Annotated in this window: 25 protein-coding genes and 1 riboswitch; of the genes, 11 read left to right on the forward strand and 14 right to left on the reverse strand. The window is 66.7% G+C overall.

All coding sequences use genetic code 11. The features are described from left to right. The first annotated feature begins 72 nt into the window (after positions 1-72). The 5 genes from rfbA to DD559_RS09675 are packed head-to-tail and all read left to right on the forward strand — an operon-like array spanning position 73 to position 4,588. Complete coding sequence (rfbA, locus tag DD559_RS09655) at positions 73-951, forward strand: glucose-1-phosphate thymidylyltransferase RfbA (RefSeq protein WP_116468983.1); 879 nt, start codon at positions 73-75, stop codon at positions 949-951. Continuing rightward, positions 948-1,514, forward strand: coding sequence for a dTDP-4-dehydrorhamnose 3,5-epimerase (gene rfbC, locus DD559_RS09660; protein ID WP_116468984.1), 567 nt, complete (start codon positions 948-950; stop codon positions 1,512-1,514). The genes rfbA and rfbC overlap by 4 nt, the downstream gene beginning before the upstream one ends. Positions 1,515-1,517: 3 nt before the next feature. Continuing rightward, positions 1,518-2,579, forward strand: a complete 1,062-nt coding sequence (gene rfbB, locus DD559_RS09665) for a dTDP-glucose 4,6-dehydratase (RefSeq protein ID WP_116468985.1) — start codon at positions 1,518-1,520, stop codon at positions 2,577-2,579. Further along, positions 2,579-3,445 carry a dTDP-4-dehydrorhamnose reductase gene (gene rfbD, locus DD559_RS09670; protein WP_116468986.1) on the forward strand — a complete coding sequence of 289 codons (867 nt, stop codon included), beginning with the start codon at positions 2,579-2,581 and terminating at the stop codon, positions 3,443-3,445. The genes rfbB and rfbD overlap by 1 nt, the downstream gene beginning before the upstream one ends. Before the next feature lie 51 nt (positions 3,446-3,496). After that, positions 3,497-4,588: an acyltransferase family protein gene (locus DD559_RS09675; RefSeq protein ID WP_116468987.1), complete on the forward strand. Its 1,092-nt coding sequence runs from the start codon at positions 3,497-3,499 to the stop codon at positions 4,586-4,588. A 74-nt stretch (positions 4,589-4,662) separates the two neighbouring features. Here the strand turns inward: DD559_RS09675 and DD559_RS09680 are convergent, their stop codons facing one another. Further along, positions 4,663-5,478, reverse strand: a complete 816-nt coding sequence (locus tag DD559_RS09680) for a glycosyltransferase (protein WP_116468988.1) — start codon at positions 5,476-5,478, stop codon at positions 4,663-4,665. Between the two features lie 274 nt (positions 5,479-5,752). Between DD559_RS09680 and DD559_RS09685 the strand changes: the two genes are divergently transcribed. Further along, positions 5,753-6,661 (forward strand): DMT family transporter, encoded by a 909-nt coding sequence (locus DD559_RS09685; RefSeq protein WP_116468989.1) that lies wholly within the window; start codon positions 5,753-5,755, stop codon positions 6,659-6,661. On the opposite strand, the gene DD559_RS09690 is transcribed toward DD559_RS09685, so the two are convergent. Both DD559_RS09690 and DD559_RS09695 read right to left on the reverse strand, forming a co-directional pair. Further along, a complete protein-coding gene (locus DD559_RS09690; RefSeq protein ID WP_116468990.1) occupies positions 6,636-7,265 on the reverse strand; it encodes a DUF938 domain-containing protein in 630 nt (209 codons plus the stop codon). The two genes, DD559_RS09685 and DD559_RS09690, sit on opposite strands and share 26 nt — an antisense overlap. After that, a complete protein-coding gene (locus DD559_RS09695; protein ID WP_116468991.1) occupies positions 7,262-7,765 on the reverse strand; it encodes a CcdC protein domain-containing protein in 504 nt (167 codons plus the stop codon). Before DD559_RS09695 ends, DD559_RS09690 begins: the two co-directional genes overlap by 4 nt. Before the next feature lie 204 nt (positions 7,766-7,969). Between DD559_RS09695 and DD559_RS09700 the strand changes: the two genes are divergently transcribed. Continuing rightward, positions 7,970-8,680: a toll/interleukin-1 receptor domain-containing protein gene (locus DD559_RS09700; protein WP_116468992.1), complete on the forward strand. Its 711-nt coding sequence runs from the start codon at positions 7,970-7,972 to the stop codon at positions 8,678-8,680. An 87-nt stretch (positions 8,681-8,767) separates the two neighbouring features. Here DD559_RS09700 and DD559_RS09705 read toward each other — a convergent pair whose 3' ends face one another. From DD559_RS09705 to DD559_RS09735, 7 genes are all read right to left on the reverse strand, one after another. Next, positions 8,768-9,154, reverse strand: coding sequence for a type II toxin-antitoxin system VapC family toxin (locus tag DD559_RS09705; protein WP_116470833.1), 387 nt, complete (start codon positions 9,152-9,154; stop codon positions 8,768-8,770). Continuing rightward, positions 9,151-9,384: a type II toxin-antitoxin system Phd/YefM family antitoxin gene (locus DD559_RS09710; RefSeq protein ID WP_116468993.1), complete on the reverse strand. Its 234-nt coding sequence runs from the start codon at positions 9,382-9,384 to the stop codon at positions 9,151-9,153. Before DD559_RS09710 ends, DD559_RS09705 begins: the two co-directional genes overlap by 4 nt. Before the next feature lie 333 nt (positions 9,385-9,717). Next, complete coding sequence (gcvPB, locus tag DD559_RS09715) at positions 9,718-11,292, reverse strand: aminomethyl-transferring glycine dehydrogenase subunit GcvPB (RefSeq protein ID WP_116468994.1); 1,575 nt, start codon at positions 11,290-11,292, stop codon at positions 9,718-9,720. Further along, positions 11,289-12,647 carry an aminomethyl-transferring glycine dehydrogenase subunit GcvPA gene (gene gcvPA, locus DD559_RS09720; RefSeq protein ID WP_116468995.1) on the reverse strand — a complete coding sequence of 453 codons (1,359 nt, stop codon included), beginning with the start codon at positions 12,645-12,647 and terminating at the stop codon, positions 11,289-11,291. Before gcvPA ends, gcvPB begins: the two co-directional genes overlap by 4 nt. A gap of 261 nt (positions 12,648-12,908) precedes the next feature. After that, positions 12,909-13,280 (reverse strand): glycine cleavage system protein GcvH, encoded by a 372-nt coding sequence (gene gcvH, locus DD559_RS09725; protein WP_116468996.1) that lies wholly within the window; start codon positions 13,278-13,280, stop codon positions 12,909-12,911. Between the two features lies 1 nt (position 13,281). Next, a complete protein-coding gene (gcvT, locus tag DD559_RS09730) occupies positions 13,282-14,445 on the reverse strand; it encodes a glycine cleavage system aminomethyltransferase GcvT (RefSeq protein WP_116468997.1) in 1,164 nt (387 codons plus the stop codon). Between the two features lie 167 nt (positions 14,446-14,612). Beyond that, positions 14,613-14,703: riboswitch (glycine riboswitch) on the reverse strand. 210 nt (positions 14,704-14,913) lie between these two features. After that, the gene (locus DD559_RS09735; protein WP_116468998.1) at positions 14,914-15,552 is read right to left on the reverse strand and encodes a hypothetical protein; all 639 of its coding nucleotides are present in this window, start codon (positions 15,550-15,552) and stop codon (positions 14,914-14,916) included. 122 nt (positions 15,553-15,674) lie between these two features. Here DD559_RS09735 and ispH point away from each other — a divergent pair, with 122 nt between their 5' ends. The 4 genes from ispH to DD559_RS09755 are packed head-to-tail and all read left to right on the forward strand — an operon-like array spanning position 15,675 to position 18,393. Beyond that, complete coding sequence (gene ispH, locus DD559_RS09740) at positions 15,675-16,628, forward strand: 4-hydroxy-3-methylbut-2-enyl diphosphate reductase (protein ID WP_116468999.1); 954 nt, start codon at positions 15,675-15,677, stop codon at positions 16,626-16,628. Next, positions 16,628-17,584, forward strand: a complete 957-nt coding sequence (gene thrB, locus DD559_RS09745) for a homoserine kinase (protein WP_116469000.1) — start codon at positions 16,628-16,630, stop codon at positions 17,582-17,584. Before ispH ends, thrB begins: the two co-directional genes overlap by 1 nt. Next, entirely contained in the window at positions 17,581-18,024 is a 444-nt protein-coding gene (gene rnhA / locus DD559_RS09750) for a ribonuclease HI (RefSeq protein WP_116469001.1), read from the forward strand. The genes thrB and rnhA overlap by 4 nt, the downstream gene beginning before the upstream one ends. Before the next feature lie 9 nt (positions 18,025-18,033). Further along, entirely contained in the window at positions 18,034-18,393 is a 360-nt protein-coding gene (locus DD559_RS09755; protein ID WP_116469002.1) for a hypothetical protein, read from the forward strand. Between the two features lie 46 nt (positions 18,394-18,439). On the opposite strand, the gene DD559_RS09760 is transcribed toward DD559_RS09755, so the two are convergent. The 4 genes from DD559_RS09760 to DD559_RS09775 all read right to left on the reverse strand — a co-directional run bounded on the left by DD559_RS09760 (position 18,440) and on the right by DD559_RS09775 (position 21,809). After that, positions 18,440-18,847 (reverse strand): acyl-CoA thioesterase, encoded by a 408-nt coding sequence (locus DD559_RS09760; protein ID WP_165831069.1) that lies wholly within the window; start codon positions 18,845-18,847, stop codon positions 18,440-18,442. Positions 18,848-18,952: 105 nt separating this feature from the next. After that, positions 18,953-19,753, reverse strand: a complete 801-nt coding sequence (locus tag DD559_RS09765; protein ID WP_116469004.1) for a FadR/GntR family transcriptional regulator — start codon at positions 19,751-19,753, stop codon at positions 18,953-18,955. Between the two features lie 26 nt (positions 19,754-19,779). Beyond that, entirely contained in the window at positions 19,780-20,871 is a 1,092-nt protein-coding gene (locus tag DD559_RS09770) for an NAD(P)/FAD-dependent oxidoreductase (RefSeq protein ID WP_116469005.1), read from the reverse strand. Then, positions 20,868-21,809 (reverse strand): alpha/beta fold hydrolase, encoded by a 942-nt coding sequence (locus tag DD559_RS09775; RefSeq protein ID WP_116469006.1) that lies wholly within the window; start codon positions 21,807-21,809, stop codon positions 20,868-20,870. Before DD559_RS09775 ends, DD559_RS09770 begins: the two co-directional genes overlap by 4 nt. Positions 21,810-21,851: the final 42 nt, after the last annotated feature.

A 21,851-nucleotide genomic window follows, 5' to 3' on the forward strand; every position in this document is an offset into this window, starting at 1 on the left:
CAGCGCGCCTGCTTCGGTTTTTGAAGTTTAACGTCGGTGCCGGGCACCGCCCGCACCATGGGGGATTATTGAATGAAGGGTATCATTCTTGCGGGGGGAAGCGGCACCCGCCTGTATCCCGCAACGCTTTCGATTTCGAAGCAGCTGCTCCCGGTCTATGACAAGCCGATGATCTTCTATCCGCTGTCGGTGCTGATGCTGACGGGGATCCGCGACATCCTGATCATCTCGACCCCGCGCGACCTGCCGATGTTCCAGGCGCTGCTGGGCGACGGTTCCGCCTTCGGGATCAACCTCAGTTATGCCGAACAGCCCGCGCCCAACGGCCTGGCCGAAGCCTTCATCATCGGCGCCGACTTCGTCGGCAACAATCCCAGCGCGCTGATCCTTGGCGACAATATCTATCACGGCGAGAAGATGGGCGAGCGCTGCCAGGCTGCGTCCGCGCAGGCAGCGCAGGGCGGCGCGAACGTGTTCGCCTATCATGTCGACGATCCCGAGCGCTACGGCGTGGTCGCGTTCGACCCAGAGACCGGCGTTGCCACCAGCGTCGAGGAAAAGCCGGCCAACCCGAAGTCGAACTGGGCGATCACCGGCCTGTATTTCTACGACAAGGATGTCGTGGAAATCGCCAAGTCGATCCAGCCTTCGGCGCGCGGCGAACTCGAGATCACCGACGTCAACCGCACCTATCTGGAACGCGGTGACCTGCACATCACCCGGCTTGGCCGCGGCTATGCCTGGCTCGATACCGGCACCCATGACAGCCTGCACGACGCCGGCTCGTTCGTGCGCACACTCGAGCACCGCACCGGCGTGAAAATCGCCTGCCCGGAAGAAATCGCGTTTGAGAGCGGCTGGCTGGGCGCGGAAGATCTGCTCCAGCGTGCGGCCGGGCTCGGCAAGACGGGCTATGCTTCGTATCTCCGCAAGCTGGTGGCCGCCGCATGACGCAGGTTCATCATCATGCGCTGTCCGGCGTGATCGAATTCACGCCGCCCAAATCCGGCGATCACCGCGGCTTCTTCTCCGAGGTATTCAAGCAGTCGGTGCTCGATGCCGAAGGCGTGGAGACGCGCTGGGTACAGGACAATCAGAGCTTCTCGGCGCAGCCGGGCACGGTGCGCGGGTTGCACCTCCAGGCGCCGCCCTTCGCCCAGGCGAAGCTGATCCGCGTGCTGCGCGGTGCCATTTACGACGTCGCGGTCGATATCCGCCGCGGCTCGCCCACTTATGGCCAGTGGATCGGCGTCGAGCTTTCGGCGGAAAAGTGGAACCAGCTGCTGGTCCCCGCTGGCTATGCGCATGGTTTCATGACGCTCGTCCCGGATTGCGAGATCCTCTACAAGGTCAGCGCCAAATACGCGCCCGACCACGAAATGGCGATCCGCTGGAACGACCCGGACCTGGGCATCACCTGGCCGGAGATCGGCGTCGAGCCCATATTGTCGGGCAAGGACGCGGTCGCCACGCCCTTCGCCGAGTTCAACACCCCCTTCTTCTATCAGGGCTGATCCATGCAGCAGACCTTCCTCGTCACCGGCGGCGCCGGCTTCATCGGCTCGGCGGTGGTCCGCCACCTCGTCCGCCAGGGCGCGCGCGTCATCAATCTCGACAAGCTCACCTATGCCGGCAACCCGGCCTCGCTGACCGCGATCGAGAACGCGCCCAACTACCGCTTCGTCCATGCCGACATCGCCGACACCGCGACGATCCTGCCGCTGCTGCGCGAGGAGCAGGTCGATGTGGTGATGCACCTCGCCGCCGAGAGCCATGTCGATCGCTCGATCGACGGCCCGGGCGAGTTCATCGAGACCAATGTCGTCGGCACCTTCAAGCTGCTCCAGGCGGCGCTGCAATATTGGCGCGAGCTGGAAGGCGAGAAGCGCGACGTCTTCCGCTTCCACCATATCTCCACCGACGAAGTGTTCGGCGACCTGCCGTTCGACAGCGGCATCTTCACCGAAGAGACGCCCTATGACCCCTCCTCGCCCTATTCGGCGTCGAAGGCGGCGAGCGACCATCTGGTCCGCGCCTGGGGCCACACCTATGGCCTGCCGGTGGTGCTGTCGAACTGCTCGAACAATTACGGGCCGTTCCACTTCCCGGAAAAGCTGATCCCGCTTACGATCCTCAACGCGCTGGAGGGCAAGCCCCTGCCCGTCTACGGCAAGGGCGAGAACATCCGCGACTGGCTGTACGTGGACGACCACGCCAAGGCGCTGGCGACCATCGCCACCACCGGCAAGGTTGGCCAGAGCTACAATGTCGGCGGCCGCAACGAACGGACCAACCTCCAGGTGGTCGAGACGATCTGCGACCTGCTCGACCAGCGCATCCCGCTGAAGGACGGCCGCAAGCGCCGCGAGCTGATCACCTTCGTCACCGATCGCCCGGGCCATGACCGCCGCTATGCGATCGACGCGACCAAGCTCGAGACCGAACTGGGCTGGAAGGCCGAGGAGAATTTCGACACCGGCATTGCCCGCACGATCGACTGGTATCTCGACAATGCGTGGTGGTGGGAGCCGATCCGCTCCGGCAAATATGCCGGCGAGCGACTGGGCCAGACCGCCTGATGCGCATCCTCGTCACCGGCAAGGACGGGCAGGTCGCCCAGGCGCTGGCCGAGCAGGCGAAAGGGCATGAGCTCGTCTTCGCGGCGCGGCCCGCGTTCGACCTCGCCCAGCCGGCGACGATCGAAGCGACGGTGGCGCGGGTGCACCCCGATCTGATCGTTTCGGCTGCCGCCTATACCGCGGTGGACAAGGCCGAGAGCGAGCCCGAGATCGCCATGGCGATCAACGGCGACGGTGCGGGCGCGCTGGCGCGCGCGGGGGCGAAGATCGGCGCGCCGATCATCCACCTCTCCACCGACTATGTGTTCGATGGCAACCTCGATCGCCCCTGGCGTGAGGAGGATCCCACCGGCCCGCTCGGCGTCTATGGCGCCACCAAGCTGGCCGGCGAACAGGCGGTACAGGCCTCCGGGGCCGACCATGCCGTGGTGCGGCTGGCCTGGGTTTATAGCCCGTTCGGGAACAACTTCGTGAAGACGATGCTGCGCCTCGCCGAGACGCGCGACGCGCTGAACGTTGTGGAAGATCAGCAGGGCTGCCCCAGTTCCGCACTGGATATCGCCACCGCAGTCCTGGCAGTGATAGACCATTGGCAGCGCGATGGCGCGTCGAAGGGCGTCTATCACTTCGCAGGAACGGGCGAGACCAACTGGGCCGATTTCGCCCGTGCGATCTTCGCCGAAAGCGCGCGTCATGGCGGGCCGACGGCGGACGTGGCCGGCATCCCCAGCTCGGGCTATCCCACCCCCGCCAAGCGGCCGGCGAACTCCCGCCTCGATTGCACCCGCTTCGCCGAGACTTTCGGCTATCGCGCACCGGCATGGCAGGATTCGCTCGCGATCGTCATCGGACGACTGCTGGGCTGACGCTGCGGCAATTCGTAGATTCACTGGCGAAAGACCCGCCGCACCGACCTGATGGAGATATTGGCTTTGGTCGACAAGGCGCGCCCAACCCTGACAAGCATTCAGGTGCTCCGCGGCATCGCGGCGCTGTTCGTCGCCATCGGCCATGTCATCGCGGAATTCTCGCGCCTGCCTGCCTTTTCCGGCGGCTATGACGAGAACATCGTCCAGTTTCGCTTCGGCGTGGACCTGTTCTTCGTCATCAGCGGCTTCATCATGGTCTATACGACACGCGGAAAGCCGCGAACCGCCGCTGCCGGCGGGCAGTTCCTCATTGCCCGTTTTCTGCGGATCTCGCCGCTATACTGGGCGGCCACCCTGCTGACAATCGCCATCGCGCTTGCCCTGCCTTCGGCCCTCAACCACGAAGGCATGAGCGCAGAACGCATCCTGACATCGCTGTTCTACCTTCCCCATCGAAATGCCAGCGGCGATTTTTTCCCGATCGTGGGACCGGGCTGGACCCTCAATTATGAGATGTTCTTCTATCTGATCTTCGCGGTGACATTCGTCCTGCCCTGGCGCAGCGGCATCGCCGCGCTGGTAGTGGCACTGGGCGGCATCGTCGCGCTCGGCGCGCTGGCGCCCGCCGGCAACGATCTGATCGCCTATTACACCAATGCGATCCTGCTGGAATTCGCCTTTGGCGCGCTGCTTGGCTATGCCTATGTGCGGGGCGCGCTCAACCGGCTGGGGCGCCTCGCCCTGCCCGCTGCGGCGATCGCCATTGCTTGGATCATCGCCCTGCACCTCGGCGGCTTCGAACATATGGACCAGCGCGTCTTCTTCTACGGCGTCCCGGCGACGTTGCTCGTTTTCGCCGCGGTAGTTGCCGATGCACAAGGCAAGGGCATCCACTGGCCCTTCGCAATGATGCTCGGTGACAGCTCCTACAGCATCTACCTGACGCATCTGTTCGTCGCGCGGGCCGCCAGCATCGTCACCGCGAAAATGCTGCCGGGATGCCCCGTATGGCTGTTCTTCGTCATGACGCTAGCCGCAGTGATGCTCGTGGGCATTCTGACCGCGCGATGGTTCGAAATCCCGATGCACCACTTCACGAGCAAGGTCTTTCGCAGCGGCAAGCAAAAGACAGCCGCCTGAACCCGCCTAGCGCACGCCCGTGCCGGCAACTGCGCCCGCACCGTACGCGGCGCAGGCATCAGCCATCCTATTATTCACCGATCGCGGATGCGCACCACGATCGGCTTGATGATCTTGATCCCCAGTTCGCGCAGCACGCGCAACGGCGAAACCACGCCATGATCCCAGAATACGCCCGCGGCGCCGACCCGTTCGGCGGCCACGTCGCTGCGGATCTTGAAGGAATCGATCACGTCCGTATCCGCCACCAGCTTGCCCTTGATACGGTTGGTGACGTTCTCGCCATGCACGACCTGCAGCCACAAGGGCGGGCTCGGTACCTGAACGATCTTCCACTTGTCGCCGAGTTCGTGATGCGATTTCGCCCAGATGGTCTCGACCTTCGCCAGATCGCGTTCGACCAGCGAGGTGAAGGGATTGCTGTGGTCGCTCGCGGTGTAGAGCCGCCCCTTGCGCATCGCGATGCCGTGGGTGAAGTTCAACACGGTCTGCGCCGTCGCGCCCGGCGCTGCCGCCTGTACGCGCGCCACGAAATCCGCCGAAAGCGCATCGTCATTGTCGAGGCGGGTGGTGACGATCAGCGTCTCGCCGGGAGCAGCCAGCGCGCGCACATCCTCGGCGATGCGCGCCTTGTCGAACATGGCGACATATAGCGGCGTGAAGTTGAAGATCTGGCGATCGCGCTCGATCCGTTCCTTGAACTCGGCGGGCGTATCCTTGTCGAAATAGATCAGCCAGTGGAAGTTGCGCTCGGTCTGCCCGGCGATGCTGGGCAGGCAGAACTGCTCGAAAAGACCGAAGCGCCGATCGAGCCAGCCCGGCGAGTTGCGGATCGCGACCTCGCGGCCGGGGCTGGCGATGTTGAAGCGCGTCAGGATAACGTGAAGCATCGGTTCGTCAGCCCTTGTCAGCGAAAAAGACGTGAAAGGAGTTCAGGCAGGCTCGCGCCCGCGGAACGCCCCCGTAAAGCCAATGGCACAAGGTGGATCGGGCGATCGACGTCGCGCAGTGCACGGCTGCCAACCCCCCGATGGTTGCGCCCGGTTAACCGGTTAGGAAATTATCCCCAGCCGGGCAACAGCGGATTGCTGCACCGCGAAACCAATACAGGACAAAAGAACAAAACGACTTGCCGCTCAAGCGCCTCCGCCGTAACCAGCCCCCGTGTCCAATGCCCGCACCGATCGCGTCGCCACCGGCCTTGCCCTGCGCCTGTTCGCGATCGCCTGCCTGGCGACCATGTCGGCCCTGATCAAACTGTCCGAAATCCGCGGCGCCAATCTGGCGGAGACGATGTTCCATCGCCAGCTATGGGCGGTGCCGCTGGTAACCCTCTGGGTGGCCGCGGGGCCAGGGCTGAAATCGCTGAAGACGCAGCGGTTCGGGGCGCATGTGTGGCGCACGGCCGTGGGCCTTACCGGCATGATCTTCACCTTCGGCGCGGTGGTGCTGCTGCCGCTGGCGGAAGCGCAGACCTTCCAGTTCACGGTTCCGATCTTCGCGACGCTGCTCGGCGCATTGCTGCTCCGCGAGCCGACGGGCTGGCATCGCTGGAGCGCCGTGATCGTCGGCTTCCTCGGCGTGCTGATCGTCGTGCAGCCGGGGCACCAGGCGATCCCGGTTTTCAGCGCGATCGTCGGCCTGCTCGCGGCGCTGTTCGTTGCGCTGGTGGCGATCACGCTACGCCAGATCGGGAAGACGGAGAGCGCAGGCACCACCGTCTTCTGGTTCTCCCTGCTATCGGTGCCGGTGCTGGGCGTGGTCTATATCTTCAACTTCCAGCACCACGATCCGGTCACCTGGGCGATCCTGATCGCCACGGGGCTGGTGGGCGGTGTCGGCCAGCTCGCGCTCACCGGCGCGATGCGCTTCGCCCCGGTCTCGGCGGTGGTGCCGATGGACTATTCGGGGCTGATCTGGGCGACGCTGTATGGCTGGCTGCTGTTCGACATGTTCCCCACCTTTTCGACCTGGCTGGGCGCGCCGGTGATCATCGCCAGCGGCCTGTACATCGTCTATCGCGAACAGAAGCTGGCGCGCGGCCAGGCTAGCTACGCCGAAACGCCACTATGAGGTTGTTGGCGGGCATCGCCACCCGTCGCTCGAACACCAGCCCCTGCGCCGCCGCGACCTCGACCACCGCCTCCAGCGTGCGCAATCCCCATTCCGGGTTGCGCGCGCGCAGCGACTGGTCGAACGCCTCGTTCGAGGGCGCCGTGGGCACATCTGCCTCGCGATAGGGGCCGTAGAGGATCAGCGGACCACCTGGCGGCAGCAGCCGCGCCGCCCCCACCATCAGCCCCAGCGTCGCGTCCCATGGACTGATATGGACCATGTTGATGCAGAGGATCGCGTCCGCGTGCGCGACCGGCCACTTGGCCGCTGCAGCATCGAGCGCGACCGGCGGACGGACATTGGCCAGCCCCTCGCACCAGGAGGCGATCGAGGCGAGCGCATCGGGGTCCGGATCGCTCGGCTGCCATTCGAGGCGCGGGAAATGCTCGGCGAAATAGGCGCAATGCTCGCCGCTGCCGCTCGCCACTTCGAGCACCCGGCCGGCGGCGGGGAGCAACTCCCCGAGCATCGTCGCGATCGCCGCGCGGTTGCGCAGCGTCGCGGGGGCGTGGCGCCGCACACCTTCGGGCGGGGCCAGCCAGCTACGCTCGCGGTCGTTCATAGGGCGGCGCGCGCCCGGGCGAGCAGCCGCTTGCCCCGCAGGTACATCTCCACCCGCATCGCGCTGAACAGCCCCAGCGCCATCGCGCCGAAGGCCTGGGTCAACAGCATCACGTCGAGGTGCAGCGCCGAACCCTCGGCCTGACCGATGAACTTGATCGCGATCAGCGCGACGATGAACAGCAGCCCGCCGATCGACGCCTTCTGATTGAGCTGGTGCGTGACGGGATCGACCGACAGCTGCATCAGCTTGCCCCGCTGCCACCCCAGCCCCGCGCCCACCGCTAGCGCAACGGCGCACAGCGCCCAGCCGCCAAGGCTCGGCTGCGCCTGGACGAACAGACTGGCGACAAGCAGTGCGTACAGGGTGGGGATGATCCATAGCCGCTCCAGGGTAAGCGGCCTTGCCTTCGACATGCGGCGGATGCGGAGCGCGAGGATGAGGCCGATCACCAGGGCGGTGATGCCGTAGCGGATCAGGTGCGGCGTATCGAACTGCATGGCGGAGTCCCCAGAATCGATGCAGTGCAGCATAGGACGAAGTGCCGCGGGGTCAAAATGCTGTGGTGCTGATGCGGAAAACTCATGATCCGAGGACCTAATCTTTTTCGCGATATTTACCGTAGCGACCCACAGGCAAATATCACTTGAAAGGATAACTTACCGCGCGATAGGTTCCGACAAAGGCTCGGAGATTGTGCAAACATGGCTAGATGTACTGCGCCGTCCAGAGGACATCGATCAGCAGCGGCGGCTGCGAATTGCCCTGCCTGCGCTGGTCGTTCAAGAGGCTATAGCTACGGTGGATACGGCGGTTACAGCAGCTACGGGAGCTACAGTCCGCCCCCGTCACCGTCTTCATATTCATCTTCGTCAGGTGGAAGCGGGCGGCGTAGCTCAAAACCTCGCTGGTCCCCCTCAGGTTCCGGCGCGTGGTATACGCCAGAAGAGGTACGGGCGCTGACGCCAGTTCGAGACGAGGTCGAGAGCCTCGCCGTTTCTCAGCCTGACCTGCGAGATGTTTTCCTGTGCCACGCGTGGGACGATCGACAGGGGGCAGCTAAAGACCTTCATGACCTACTTGAAGCGCGAGGCGTTCGGGTGTGGTTTAGCGAAAAAGACCTTGGCCTTGGCGTGCCGATGATGCGTGCAATCGACAAGGGACTGATCAACTCCCGAGTTGGTATTGTGCTGGTGACGCCCGCAATGCTGCGGCGGCTTCCGGCTGAGGGGGTCGCTGACAAGGAGCTTTCGGCTCTGCTACGGAGGGAGCGCCTGGTCCCGGTCGTGCACGGGACGACTTACGAAGAGCTTGAAAAGGTCAGCATCCTGCTCGCGTCTCGGGCTGGGCTAAGCACCTCCGAAGAGTCTATGGCGGCGGTCGCGACGAAGATCGCTGAATTGGTCGCTGCTTAGTCAGTAAGTTAGACGGACTGGCACAGGCCTCAAGCCCGCCGGCAGCCGCAAATCACACCCATTCGCCACCTCTCTCACCGCCAGCAACTACCAAAGGCGCTTCACAGCAAACCCATCAAACAGCGCCTCCTTGGAAATCAGCACCATATCTTCGACCTGTGCCTGCGCGATCAGCAGGCGATCGAACGGGTCCTTGTGGGCGATGTGCATTTCCCCCGCCCGCCGCGCGTGCTGGAGGCTGATCGGCAATTCCGCGAAGCCCTGCCCGGCGACGATTGCCTCGAAGTCCTGCGCCAGCAGCGCAGCGCCCGCGAGCTTGCCGATGCGGAACTTCGTTGCCACCTCCATGGCAGAGGCCGCGCTGACGAAGATGGCATTCGCACGATCGGCGATCGCTTCGCGGGCATTCGGGCCCAGCGCCGCGTCGCCGGCCAGCCACCAGATCAGCGCATGCGTATCGAGCAGGAACCTCACCCGAGGTTCCACCCGCCCAGTTCCTCGTCCGGCAGCGGATCGTCGAAACGCGCGTCGATCGTGATCTTCCCGCGCAGGGCGCCGAATTCGCGCCATCCCTGGGGGTGCACGGGCACGAGCCGCACGACCGGCACGTTGCCGCGCGCGATCACGACCTCGCAGCCCGCCAGTGCCTCGGCGATCAGGCGGGAGAGGTTGGTCTTGGCATCGTGGACGGTGAACTGCGCCATGCGGCGTCTCCTTCGGAGGGAAGGTAGCTAACCTGCTTAGCTAAGGCAAGGTTGCGGCTGTTCGCGTCGCCCCATATCCTGGGCGCCGTATCTACATCCTTGGTCACCCTCACCCTTCCGCCGCTTCGCGGCTCCCTCCCTCTCCCAAGGGGAGAGAGAGCGTGGCGTCCCTCCTCCCTCTCCCCTTGGGAGAGGGAAGGGGCCCGCCGCCGAAGGCGGTGGGAAGGGTGAGGGTGGCTAGGGCCGCACGCCCCCAAGACGCAAAACGCCGACTGGAAGCGAAGGGCTTCCAGTCGGCGTGTGCGACCCTCTTGGGGGGTAATGGGTCGGGGCTTACTCGGCCGCTTCGGCCGGTGCCGCGTCCTTGTAGGCCAGCACCGGCTTGCGCGCGGCGAGCGTCTCGTCGAGGCGGCGGCGGGGGGCGAAGTGGGGGGCGCTCTTCAGCGCCGGCTCGCCGTTGCGGGCACGCGCGGCAACCGAGCGGAACGCGCCGATGAACTGGTCCAGCGCCGCCTTGCTCTCGGTCTCGGTCGGCTCGACCAGCATCGCGCCATGGACGACCAGCGGGAAGTACACCGTCATCGGGTGATAGCTCTCGTCGATCAGCCCCTTGGCGATGTCGAGCGTCGAGAAGCCCTCTGCCAGGCCCTTGTCGCTGAAGATCGCCTCATGCATGCACGGGCCGGACTTGGCGAAGGGCGCGTCGAGCACGTCCTCCATCGAACGCAGCACATAGTTGGCGTTGAGCACCGAATCCTCGGCGACCTGGCGCAGGCCGTCGGCACCGTGGCTGAGGATATAGGTCAGCGCGCGGGTGAACATGCCCATCTGGCCGTGGAAGGCGGTCATGCGGCCGAAGGTGCCGGCATGATGCTCCTCGGCATTCTCCTCCTCGACGAGGCGATAACCGTCCGCCGTCTTCTCGACGAACGGCAGCGGCGCATAGGGCGCCAGCGCAGCCGACAGCACGACGGGGCCCGAACCCGGGCCGCCGCCGCCATGCGGGGTGGAGAAGGTCTTGTGCAGGTTGATGTGCATCGCATCGACGCCGAGGTCGCCCGGGCGCACCCGGCCGACGATCGCGTTGAAGTTGGCGCCGTCGCAATAGACATAGCCGCCGGCGGCATGGACCGCGTCGGAAATGTCCTTGAGGTCCGGCTCGAACAGCCCGCAGGTGTTCGGGTTGGTGATCATCACGCCGGCGATGTCCGGTCCCAGCCGCGCCTTGAGCGCCGCCACGTCGACCCGGCCCTCCGGCGTTGCGGGGATGTCCTCCACCGCGAAGCCGGCGAACGCCGCCGTCGCCGGGTTGGTGCCGTGCGCGCTCTCCGGCACCAGCATGATCCGGCGCGCGGTCTCGCCCTTGGCGTCGAGCGCGGCGCGGATCGCCAGCACGCCGCAGAGTTCGCCGTGGGCGCCGGCCTTGGGGCTCATCGCCACCGCCTGCATCCCGGTCAGCGTGATCAGCCAGTGCGCGAGCTGGTCGATCGCCTCCAGCGCGCCCTGCACGGTATCGACCGGCTGGAGCGGGTGGATGTCGGCGAAGCCCGGCAGGCGCGCCATCCGCTCGTTGAGGCGCGGATTGTGCTTCATCGTGCAGCTGCCCAGCGGGAACAGGCCGAGGTCGATGGCGTAGTTCTGGCGGCTGAGGCGGGTATAGTGGCGGACCGTCTCCGGCTCGGACAGGCCCGGCAGGCCGATGGCCTTCGAGCGCTCCATGCCGGCCAGGCGCGACTTGCCCGCGGGGGCCTCGCCGAAATCGACGCCGGTGGTGTCGGCCGAACCGATCTCGAAGATCAGCGCCTCTTCCAGCATCAGCGCGCGGTTGCCGGTGAAGGTGCCCTCGGCGCTCTCGCCGCCCTGCGACGGCGTGGTGGGGCGCCAGCCCGACGGATTGATCGTGCTCATGCCAGCACCTCCTCGAGTGCGGAGGCAAGCGTCTCGACGTCCTCCTCCGTGGTGGTTTCGGTGACCGCGACGACGAGGCCGTTCTGCAATTCCTCGACGCCGGGGTACAGGCGGCCGAGCGACACGCCGGCCAGGATGCCCTTGTCGGCCAGCTGGCGGACGACCGGGCGCGCTTCCTTCGACAGCTTCAGGGTGAATTCGTTGAAGAACCGGTCGGTGACCAGCTCCACCCCATCCACTTCGGCCAGGCGATCGGCGGCGGCGCTCGCGCCGACATGGTTGAGCTCGGCAAGCTGGCGCAGGCCCTTCTCGCCCAGTAGCGTCATGTGCACCGACATGGCGAGCGCGCACAGCACCGAGCTGGTGCAGATGTTCGACGTCGCCTTTTCGCGACGGATATGCTGCTCGCGGGTGGAGAGCGTCAGCACGAAGCCGCGCTTGCCGCTGGCGTCCACCGTCTCGCCGCAGAGGCGGCCCGGCATCTGGCGGACCAGCTTTTCCGAGCAGGCGAACAGGCCGACATAGGGCCCGCCGAACTGCAGGCCGACGCCGAGCGACTGGCCCTCGCCGACGACGATGTCCGCGCCCATCTCGCCCGGCGCCCGAATCGCGCCCAGCGCCACCGGCTCGGTGACGACGGCGATCAGCAGCGCCTTCTTGGCGTGGCAGGCGTCGGCCAGCGCCGACATGTCCTCGATGCGGCCGAGAATGTCGGGATACTGGACGACGACGCACGAGGTGTCGGCGTCGATCGCGTTGATCAGGTCGAGCGTGTCGGGCTCGGGGCTGAAGGTCGGCACGCCAGTGACCAGCTGGTCGCCGGTGAAGCGCGCCATCGTCTTGGCGACCGAGACATAATGCGGGTGCAGGCCGCCCGAGAGGATCGCCTTGCCGCGCTTGGTGACGCGCCGCGCCATCGAGATTGCCTCCCAGCACGCGGTCGAGCCGTCGTACATCGAGGCGTTGGCGACGTCGCAGCCCAGCAGCCGGGCGATCTGGCTCTGGAACTCGAACATCATCTGCAGCGTGCCCTGCGCGATTTCCGGCTGGTAGGGCGTGTAGGCGGTGAGGAACTCGCCGCGCTGGATGAGGTGGTCGACCGAGGCCGGCACATGGTGGCGATAGGCCCCTGCCCCCAGGAAGAACGGCGCCTCACCGGCGGCGATGTTCTTGCGCGCGAGCGCGGTCATGTGGCGTTCGACCGCGAGTTCCGACGCATGCATCGGCAGGCCGGCGATCGGCCCGCTCAGGCGGGCGCTTTCGGGCACGTCGACGAACAGATCGTCGATCGACTGGGCGCCGATCGTGCCAAGCATCGCCTGACGGTCGGCCGGGGTAAGGGGCAGGTAGCGCATCGACTGTCCTACTCCCCTCCCGCGTGCGGGAGGGGTTGGGGGTGGGCGCCCGCCATCCGCGGGCCTTTTGGTTTGGGGAGGGTTCTGGCCCGCCCCAGCGTTCCTCCCTTGCGGAGGAGAAATTCGATCCCCCCTGCTTCTCCCCTCCCGCGTGCGGGAGGGGCCGGGGGTGGGCGCCCGCTATCCTCGGGCGGCCCCTCAGGAGGAGAGCGTGGGCCCACCCCCTGCCCCCTCCCGCACGCGGGAGGGGGAAAGGTCAGATCACAGCTTGCTCACGAACGCCTGGTACTTCGCCTCGTTCATCAGGCCTTCCAGCTCGCTCTCGTCGCTCAGCGTCATCTTGAAGAACCAGCCTTCGCCTTCCGGATCCTCGTTCACCAGCGCAGGGTTGTCGGCGAGGTCTTCATTGCCCTCGACAACGGTGCCCGACACCGGCGCATAGACGTCCGACGCCGCCTTCACGCTCTCGACGACGGCGGCATCGTCGCCCTTGCTCAGTTCCTTGCCCTCATCGGGCACCTCGACGAACACGATGTCGCCGAGCTGGCTCTGGGCATATTCGGTGATGCCGACCGTCGCGACGTCGCCGTCGACTTCGATCCACTCATGGTCTTCGGTAAAATAACGGCTCATGTCACGCTCCCTTTCGGACATAGCGGTGGGGGACGAAGGGCATTGCCACAACTTCCGCGGAGTGCTGCTTGCCCCGCTGGACAAGCGTAATCTTGGTGCCGGCCGCTGCAAGTGCGGCAGGTACGTACGCCATCGCGATCGGCTTCTGCACCGAGGGCGCGAACCCGCCCGAAGTGACCTTGCCGACTTCCGCGCCCGAGGCGTCGACCACCGCCGCGCCCTCGCGCACCGGTTGGCGGCCCTCGACGATCAGCCCGACGCGCTTCATGGCACTTCCCTGCTCGCGCTCGGCGAGAATGCGCTCGGCACCGGCGAAGCCACCTTCCTCGCGGCGGCGCTTGGACAGCGCGAAGCCAAGATCAGCGGCGACCGGCGTGGTCTCGAGATCGAGGTCGTGGCCATAGAGCGGCAGGCCGGCCTCCAGGCGCAGCGAATCGCGCGCGCCCAGGCCGATCGGTTTCACTTCGGGCTGCGCGGTGAGCGCGTCGGCGAACGCTTCGGCCGCCTCGCCCGGCAGCGAGATCTCGTAGCCGTCCTCGCCGGTATAGCCCGAGCGGCTGACCCAAAGCGGGTTGCCGTTCCACTCAAAGGCGGCGGCGGTCATGAACACCAGCTTCTCGACGCCCGGCAGCACGCGGGCGAGCGCGGTGACCGCTTCCGGCCCCTGCAGCGCCAGCAGCGCCTGGTCTTCCAGATGGTTGATCGTCACTTCGTCGGGCAGGAATTCGCGGAACACGCCGAGATCGTCCCACTTGGTCGCGCCGTTGACGACCATGTAGATCGTGCCGCCGTCGATCTCGAAGGCGTTGTCGGCGGGCAGGCGGGTCATCATCAGGTCGTCATGGATGCCGCCCTCTTCGCTGAGCAGCAGCGAATAGCGCATCCGGCCCTCGCCCAGGCCCTTCACGTCGCCCGGCAGCAGCTTTTCGAGCCCCGCATCGAACTCGACGCCCGAGAAGAGCAGCTGGCCCATATGGCTGACGTCGAACAGCCCGGCATGCTCGCGCGTCCACAGATGCTCGGCCATGATGCCTTCATACTGGACCGGCATCGCATAGCCCGCGAACGGCACCATCCGGCCGCCGCGCGCGCGGTGCCAGGCGTCGAGCGGCAGCGTCTCGATCGGCGTTTCGGTTTCGGCGGTGGCGTCGAGGGTCTCGCTCATGGGGCACTCCGGGCATCAAGGGTTTCAATGACGCGCATGGAGCAGACCGCTCCCCGCAGCACCATCGCCCCCTCTGTCACGGAACCTGAGAGCTTTCGCGCGGGTTTGGGCCCGGCTTACCCCTTCGGTGGAGCCCGGCTGCAAGCCGGCTCGCTTTCCAGAGTGTCGTGGCCTGCGCGGTCCTCGGTGCCTGAGAGATTCCGGGGCGGTTGCTCCTTCGGCGATCCGGCGAACCGGATTCTCTCCCGCGCATGCCCATGCCGGTTGCCCGGCATCGACGCGCCCGCCTTGGCGGGACGGCTTGTCGGAGTCAATCGGGGATTGAGGGTAAATCTGGTAAGAGCGCGCTCCCCTCCCGCTTGCGGGAGGGTCTGGGGGTGGGCCCCCGCCATCCAAGAGCACATCGCCAGGAGGAGAGCGCGGGCCCACCCCCTGCCCCCTCCCGCAAGCGGGAGGGGGTTCCAAGGATCACCGCGTCGCGTTGTACTTCAGCTGGTCCTCGGTCAGCTGGAAGCCGATCAGCGCCTCGAACGTCGCGGAAAGCACCGCGCTGCGCACCGTGGGATCGGACAGCGGATCCGTCGCAGCCGATTGCTCACCCGCCTTGCGCTTTTCCGTCAGGCGGCGGCGGACGTCGTCGGGCAGCGTCGCTGCCGCGTGCGAGACGCTGCTGGTTGCGCTGCCGACGGCACTGGCGCGAATCTGGCCCGCCTCGAAGTGCAGCGTGATGTTGCTCACCCGCTTCGCCTCCACCTTGGTGCCGCCACGAACGACCGTAAGGAAATAGGGCAGCACCACGTCGCGGGCCGGGCCGGCATCGCGGCGGCGCGCCAGCACGTCGAACTTGATGTTGGTCACCACCTGGGCGCCGGCGTCGTTGCAGGTCGGCTGCACGTTGGTGATCGTCGCCACCACGTCGATCGCTTCCGCTTCGCGGCTGGTCGCCGGATCGAACAGCGTCACGTCGCCGAGGCCGGCCGGAATCGCCACCGTCGGGCAGGCGGTGCGCACCGCGCTGATACCGCCTTCGGTGATTTCGCCGGTGCGGGCACAGCCGCCAGCGGCAAGCAGGATCAGGGCGGGAACGGTGAACTTAGGCACAGACAAGGGAGGGCAACCTTTCGAACCGAACAGCCGCCCCCCATCTCGCACGAGACAGGGACCGGAACGGCGCGCACCATAGGAACCGCCTTCCGCCCGCGCAAGCAATCGCGTAGAGGCTCCACCCGATGGCAAACACCGAAAAGCGTCCCCTGGAGCTGCTGATCGCAGCGCCCCGCGGCTTCTGCGCCGGCGTCGACCGCGCGATCCGAATCGTCGAACTCGCGATCGAGAAATACGGCGCGCCGGTCTATGTCCGGCACGAGATCGTCCACAACAAGTTCGTCGTCGAGAATCTGCGCGCCAAGGGGGCCGTGTTCGTCGAGACGCTGGACCATGTGCCGGACGGCGTGCCGGTGGTCTTCTCCGCCCACGGCGTCCCCAAGGCGGTACCGCACAAGGCCGAGCAGCGCGGGCTCTCGTACCTGGACGCCACCTGCCCGCTGGTCTCGAAGGTCCATCGCCAGGCCGAGCGCCACGTTGCCGCCGGGCGGCACATTCTGTTCGTCGGCCATGCCGGCCACCCCGAGGTGATCGGGACCTTCGGCCAGGTGCCCGAAGGCGCGATGACGCTGGTCGAAACCGAGGCGGATGCCGAATCCGTCGTCGTGCCGGACCCCGAGAACCTCGCCTTCCTCACCCAGACGACACTGTCGGTGGACGACACCGCCGCCGTGCTCGGCATCCTCAAGCGCCGCTTCCCGACGATGCTGGCGCCGGGCGCGGACGACATCTGCTACGCCACCTCGAACCGCCAGGGCGCGGTGAAGGCGATCGCTGAGCAGGCGGAGCTGGTGCTGGTGATCGGCGCGCCCAATTCGTCGAACTCGCTGCGACTGGTCGAGGTCGCCAAGCGCGGCGGCGCCCGCGCAGTGCTGATCCAGCGCGCCGCCGAGATCGACTTCGCGTGGTTCGACGGCGTCACCCATGTCGGCATCAGCGCCGGCGCCTCGGCCCCCGAAGTGCTGGTGCGCGAAGTGGTCGAGCGGCTTGGTACCCAGTTCTCGATCACCGAACGCGAGGTCGAGACGGTCGAGGAGAACGTCGTTTTCAAGCTGCCCCGCGGGCTCGAGGCCGCGTAATGGCTGTCTACACGCAGGTTTCGGCCGAGGCGCTGTCGGCGTTTCTCGAGCGCTTCGATGTCGGCGAGTTGGTTTCCGCCAAGGGCATCGCCGAAGGGGTGGAGAACAGCAACTACCTCGTCGACACGACGAAGAGCCGCTTCATCCTCACCCTCTACGAAAAGCGCGTCGATCAGGGCGACCTGCCCTATTTCATGGCGCTGCTCGATCACTGCGCCGATCGCGGCCTGCCGGTGCCCCCGGCGGTGCCCGATCGCGACGGCACGCTGATCCACACGCTGGAGGGCCGCCCGGCCTGCCTGATCCAGTTCCTGTCGGGCGTCTCGGTCTCGCACCCCACCCCGGCGCAAGCACGCGCGGCGGCGGAAGCGATGGGCAAGATGCACAAGGCCGTCGCCGACTTCCCGCTGAACCGCCCCAACTCGATGGGCGTCGACACCTGGCGCCCGCTGTTCGAGCGCTGCGGCACCAGCCTCAACGACATCGCGCCGGGGCTGTACGACGAACTCGGCCAGGCGCTGGACCGGGTGACCAAGGCCTGGCCACGCGAGGGCTTCGACAGCTGTGCGATTCATGCCGACCTGTTCCCGGACAATGTGCTGATGCTCGGCAACCGCGTCACCGGGCTGATCGACTTCTACTTCGCCTCCACCGATCTGCGGCTGTACGACCTCGCGGTGATGCACACCGCCTGGGCGTTCGATGCGACGGGCACGAAGTTCGATCCCTATGTCTCCGAGGCGCTGCTCCATGGCTATGAGACCAGCTACACGCTGACCGAGCAGGAGCGCGCGATCCTTCCGCTGCTGGCGACCGGCGCCTGCATCCGCTTCACCCTGTCGCGCGCCTGGGACTGGCTCAACACGCCGGCCGACGCGCTGGTGACGCGCAAGGACCCGATGGCCTTCTGGCGCCGCGCGCGGGCTTATGAGTCTGCCCTGGCGGCGCTCGCATGACCGAACTCCAGCATGTCGAGATCGCGACCGACGGCGCGTGCAAGGGCAACCCCGGCCCGGGCGGCTGGGGCGCGCTGCTCCGAATGGGCGAGGTCGAGAAGGAACTGTCCGGCGGCGAGGCGCACACCACCAACAACCGCATGGAGCTGATGGCCGCGATCGAGGGACTGAAGGCGCTCAAGCGCCCGTGCCGGGTGACGCTCTCCACCGACAGCCGCTATGTGATGGACGGCCTGACCAAGTGGATCCATGGCTGGATGAAGAATGGCTGGCGCACGGCGGACAAGAAGCCGGTCAAGAATGCCGATCTCTGGCAGGAACTGCTGGCCGCCGCGAAGCCGCACCGGGTCGAGTGGAAATGGGTGAAGGGCCATGCCGGCCACCCCGACAACGAGCGCGCCGACAAGCTGGCGAGCGATGCAGCGGTGGCGGCGCGGTAGGGGCCTCGGATGTTCGGGTGGCTCCGGAAACGAACGGCCCGTCTTCAACCGGAAGCGCGCTGGATCGTCGAGGTCGATACCGACTATATCCAGATCACCGACGATGCCGGTACGATGAAACGGCTGGCGAAGAGCGACCTGCGCGGCGTCGCCATCGAAACCAATGAATCCGGCCCCTGGGGCACCGACCTTTGGTGGCTGCTGTTCGGGCCGGACGATCGCGTCGCCTGCGTCTATCCGCAAGGAGCGACAGGCGAGGACGCGGCGCTCGACTACCTCAGCAACCTGCCCGGCATTGATTTCGCACAGATGGCCCAAGCGATGGGATCGGCGGAAAATGCGTTCTTTCCGATCTGGCGAAGGGCATAGCTTCGATTCTCACCAGTACGGCCTCGCCCTGGGTGGAGAGGCCCGCTTACTCGCCCTTCACGAAGAACCGGTCGATCACGTCCTTGGCCAGGCGTGCCGGACGACGAGTCTCGGCGTCCAGGCAGCACCAACTCGACTTCACTTCGGCTAACACTTCCGTGCCGCGCCGGATCACCGTTTCGTAGAACGCCCGCGCACCCTGGACCTTTTCGAGCAGTACGGTCGCCACCACGTCATCGTCGAGGAAGGCAGGGCGGCGATAGGTGATCTCGTGCTTCAGCGCGACCCACAGATGCTCGGCCACGGCCTCGACCGGGGCCAGCGCCTGCCAGTGGCTCACCACCGCGTCCTGCACCCATTTGAGATAGGAGGCATTGTTGACATGCCCCATGAAATCGATGTCGTCCTGCGCAACGTCGACGCGGAATTCGAAGGGGATGGCGGAGCTGGTCACCCTCGCATCATAGGGCAAAACGGCAGGCGGCGCACCCCTTGGCGGGTTGAATCGCCGGATAAATCCTTGTCCGCCGTCAAGTCACGCTTGCCGTAGCGGAAAGGGTCAGTCCGGGCCGATTTCCAGACGGCGCGCCAGCGTATCGCGCCGCGCATCCAGTTCGTGGCGGGCACGTTCAAGCAGTTCCAGCTCGGTCGCCTCCAGCAGGTCGTCCACCACGCCGCGCAGGTGGCGACGCATCGCCGATCGTGCGCCGTGCGGATCGCGGGCGTGCAGCGCATCGAGGATCGGGCGATGCTCGTCGAAACGCGGGTTCACGCCGTTGCGGCGCGCCCGATCGAACATGTTCGCGCACAGCGGCGAGCGGGTGCGCAGGTCCCACAGATACTCGACGACGCTGCGGATAGCAGCATTGCCGGTGGCATTGGCGATGGCGATGTGAAAGCGGTGATCGGCATCGAACAGCGCCGCATTGGCCACCGCCGGATCGGACATTTCCTGCGCGATGCCGTCCAGTTCGGCCAGTTGCTCGGCCGTGATCGACACTGCCGCCAGCGCCGCCGCCTCGCCTTCGAACAGGATCCGCGCCTCGGTGAGGTCGAACGCGCCGATATCCAGGTTCAGCGCATCCTCGCGAAGGCCGCCCTGGCTGTCGCGATGGGTGACGTACAGGCCGGAACCGTGCCGCGCTTCGATCCACCCCTTCATTTCCAGGGCGATCATCGCTTCGCGGATGGTGGGACGACTGACCTTATACTCCTCGGCAAGGTCCCGTTCGCCGGGCAAACGCGTGCCGGTCGCCCAACGGCCGGATTCGATTCCGTCGGCAATGGACGCGGCGACGCGCTGGTAAAGTTTGCTGCGGTTGAGCTTCATCGTCCAGCATTCATAGGCAAGAGCGGCCATTTCGCAAGGCAGTTTGGCCAGACCAATCAACCCGCTCCGTCCAGGAATCGGGCAGGATGATAGCGTGCGGGGTCGACGCCGATGTCCGACGCTTCCCCGAGGATCATCGCAGCGGCTAGCCGGGCCGCGGCGGGCGCCGTCTGGATGCCGAAGCCACCCTGCCCCGCGCACCAGAAGAAGCCCGGCACGGCCGGGTCCGCGCCATAGACCGGGCGGCGATCCGGCGCGAAGCTGCGCAGGCCGGCCCAGCGATGCTCCAGCGCCGACACCCGCCAATCCACCGCCTGCTCGAGGCGATCGATCGCGATGGCCACATCGATCTCCTCGGGCGCGGCGTCGCAGGGCGGGCTGTCGATCTCGTCATGCGGGGTCAGCCACAGCCGCCCCCCGGCTTCCGGCTTGAAGTAGAAGCTGCCGCCCAGATCGCTCACCAGCGGGCAGCCAGCCGGCGGCGCGGGATCGGTACGCAACTGCACCATGGTGCGGCGATAGGCGCGGATACCGATCGGTGCCGCGCCAGCCAGTGCCGCCACGCCGTCCGCCCAGGCGCCGGCGGCGTTGGCCAGCAGATCGGCGGCGAACCGCCCGGCGGCGGTCTCGATCGACCAGCCACCGCCCGCCGCCCGCGCCAGGCCCGTCACGCCCGCGGAGAGATGCAGCACCGCCCCCGCCCGCCGTGCCTCGCCCAGGAAATGCTGATGCAGCGCCGCCACGTCGATATAGGCGCAGCCGGGCTCGTGCACGCCCAGCGCCCAGTCCTCGCGCAGGCCGGGCACCATCACGCGGGGATCGATGCGCGCCAGCGCCACGCCGCTGCCGGCGAAGGTTGCCAGGAACGACTCCACCGCGGCCTCGCTCCCCGTGCGTGCGATATGCACCTCGCCCAGCGGATCGAGGAACCCGCCCGCGCGCAACATCGGGCCGGAGGCGGTGGTGAGCGGCTGCACATCCGGGCCGCCATAGGTTTCGGACCAGAACGCCGCCGACCTGCCGGTGGCATGATAGCCCGGCCGCTCCTCCGCTTCGAGGATCAGCACCCGCATCCGCGGCGCCAGTGCGGCAGCCAGGCTCGCACCGGCGATCCCCGCACCGATCACGGCGATGTCAAAACGGCTCACCGGCGCGGGGCCCGCGCGGCCAGGAAATCGTCGATCGCAGCAAGCGCACGGTTCCGGACCGGATCGGCCTCGCGCAGAATCTCGTGTGCGCTCTCCGCACCGAAGCGCTCCACCCGCGCGTCCGGCAGGCGCGGCGCAATCCGCAAGGCCGCGCGCGCGTCCACCAGACGATCCGCTTCGGCGACCAGCACCAGCAACGGGACGCGCAACTGCTCGATCGGACTCGCCTCGAGCGCGGCCATCGACCGGAATGCTTCGAGCAGCCATTGCCAGCTCGGCGCACCGGTCAGCAGCGCGGGCGCTTCCGTCTGCCACCAGATTTCATCGGCATAGCGTTCCAGATCGTGGGTCAGCAGGCGTGCGCGGGTTTCGGTCGTGTAGGGCTTCTCGTTGCCCTTCCACGCCGGGCGGCGGGGATCGCCCAGCCGAGCGAGCAACCGCGCCGCCGGGGCGGCGAATCGCCCGAACAGGCTGCGCACCCCCAGCATCGGCGCAATCAGCACCGCGGCATCGGGATCGATCGCCCGCTCCACCAGCGCCCGAAGCATCAGATGCCCCCCCATCGAATGGCCCATCACCACATGCGGGCCGGGGGTGGAGGCCGCCCATTCGCGATAGAAGGCCTGCACGTCGGCGACATAAGTTGCGAAATCGTCGATATGCCCGCAATTGGCCTTCGGCGTCAGCCGGCCCGATCCCCCCTGCCCCCGCCAATCGAACGCGGCGACATTCCATCCTTGGCCCTGCCAATGGCCGAACGTCTCCAGATACTTCTCGAAGATGTCGCCTCGCCCGGTCTGGAACAGGATGCTGCCGCGCGACGTGGCCCCATCGGCGGGCCAGCGGAAACGCCGCAGTGCCCAGCCATCGCGGGCATCCCAGGTATCGACCAATGCGTCCGCTGGGATCGCCCGGCGCAGGTTCGGTAAAACTGCCATGGCGGGTGGTTACGGTTTCGTAAGCCCGTCCGTCTAGCCACT

This window comes from Sphingomonas pokkalii, assembly GCF_003096275.1.
In the GTDB taxonomy this organism is placed as follows: Bacteria; Pseudomonadota; Alphaproteobacteria; order Sphingomonadales; family Sphingomonadaceae; genus Sphingomonas; species Sphingomonas pokkalii.

What these genes read in the sequence shown, in the direction of transcription:
- DD559_RS09695 (WP_116468991.1), bottom strand. Translation starts at nt 7,765, where the DNA reads ATGCAGTTCGATACGCCGCACCTGATCCGCTACGGCATCACCGCCCTG.
- DD559_RS09700 (WP_116468992.1), top strand. Translation starts at nt 7,970, where the DNA reads ATGGCTAGATGTACTGCGCCGTCCAGAGGACATCGATCAGCAGCGGCG.
- thrB (WP_116469000.1), top strand. Translation starts at nt 16,628, where the DNA reads ATGGCTGTCTACACGCAGGTTTCGGCCGAGGCGCTGTCGGCGTTTCTC.
- ispH (WP_116468999.1), top strand. Translation starts at nt 15,675, where the DNA reads ATGGCAAACACCGAAAAGCGTCCCCTGGAGCTGCTGATCGCAGCGCCC.
- DD559_RS09675 (WP_116468987.1), top strand. Translation starts at nt 3,497, where the DNA reads ATGGAGATATTGGCTTTGGTCGACAAGGCGCGCCCAACCCTGACAAGC.
- DD559_RS09690 (WP_116468990.1), bottom strand. Translation starts at nt 7,265, where the DNA reads ATGAACGACCGCGAGCGTAGCTGGCTGGCCCCGCCCGAAGGTGTGCGG.
- DD559_RS09775 (WP_116469006.1), bottom strand. Translation starts at nt 21,809, where the DNA reads ATGGCAGTTTTACCGAACCTGCGCCGGGCGATCCCAGCGGACGCATTG.
- DD559_RS09680 (WP_116468988.1), bottom strand. Translation starts at nt 5,478, where the DNA reads ATGCTTCACGTTATCCTGACGCGCTTCAACATCGCCAGCCCCGGCCGC.
- DD559_RS09710 (WP_116468993.1), bottom strand. Translation starts at nt 9,384, where the DNA reads ATGGCGCAGTTCACCGTCCACGATGCCAAGACCAACCTCTCCCGCCTG.
- rfbC (WP_116468984.1), top strand. Translation starts at nt 948, where the DNA reads ATGACGCAGGTTCATCATCATGCGCTGTCCGGCGTGATCGAATTCACG.
- DD559_RS09765 (WP_116469004.1), bottom strand. Translation starts at nt 19,753, where the DNA reads ATGGCCGCTCTTGCCTATGAATGCTGGACGATGAAGCTCAACCGCAGC.
- gcvT (WP_116468997.1), bottom strand. Translation starts at nt 14,445, where the DNA reads ATGAGCGAGACCCTCGACGCCACCGCCGAAACCGAAACGCCGATCGAG.
- gcvPA (WP_116468995.1), bottom strand. Translation starts at nt 12,647, where the DNA reads ATGCGCTACCTGCCCCTTACCCCGGCCGACCGTCAGGCGATGCTTGGC.
- rnhA (WP_116469001.1), top strand. Translation starts at nt 17,581, where the DNA reads ATGACCGAACTCCAGCATGTCGAGATCGCGACCGACGGCGCGTGCAAG.
- DD559_RS09755 (WP_116469002.1), top strand. Translation starts at nt 18,034, where the DNA reads ATGTTCGGGTGGCTCCGGAAACGAACGGCCCGTCTTCAACCGGAAGCG.
- rfbA (WP_116468983.1), top strand. Translation starts at nt 73, where the DNA reads ATGAAGGGTATCATTCTTGCGGGGGGAAGCGGCACCCGCCTGTATCCC.
- rfbB (WP_116468985.1), top strand. Translation starts at nt 1,518, where the DNA reads ATGCAGCAGACCTTCCTCGTCACCGGCGGCGCCGGCTTCATCGGCTCG.
- gcvH (WP_116468996.1), bottom strand. Translation starts at nt 13,280, where the DNA reads ATGAGCCGTTATTTTACCGAAGACCATGAGTGGATCGAAGTCGACGGC.
- gcvPB (WP_116468994.1), bottom strand. Translation starts at nt 11,292, where the DNA reads ATGAGCACGATCAATCCGTCGGGCTGGCGCCCCACCACGCCGTCGCAG.
- rfbD (WP_116468986.1), top strand. Translation starts at nt 2,579, where the DNA reads ATGCGCATCCTCGTCACCGGCAAGGACGGGCAGGTCGCCCAGGCGCTG.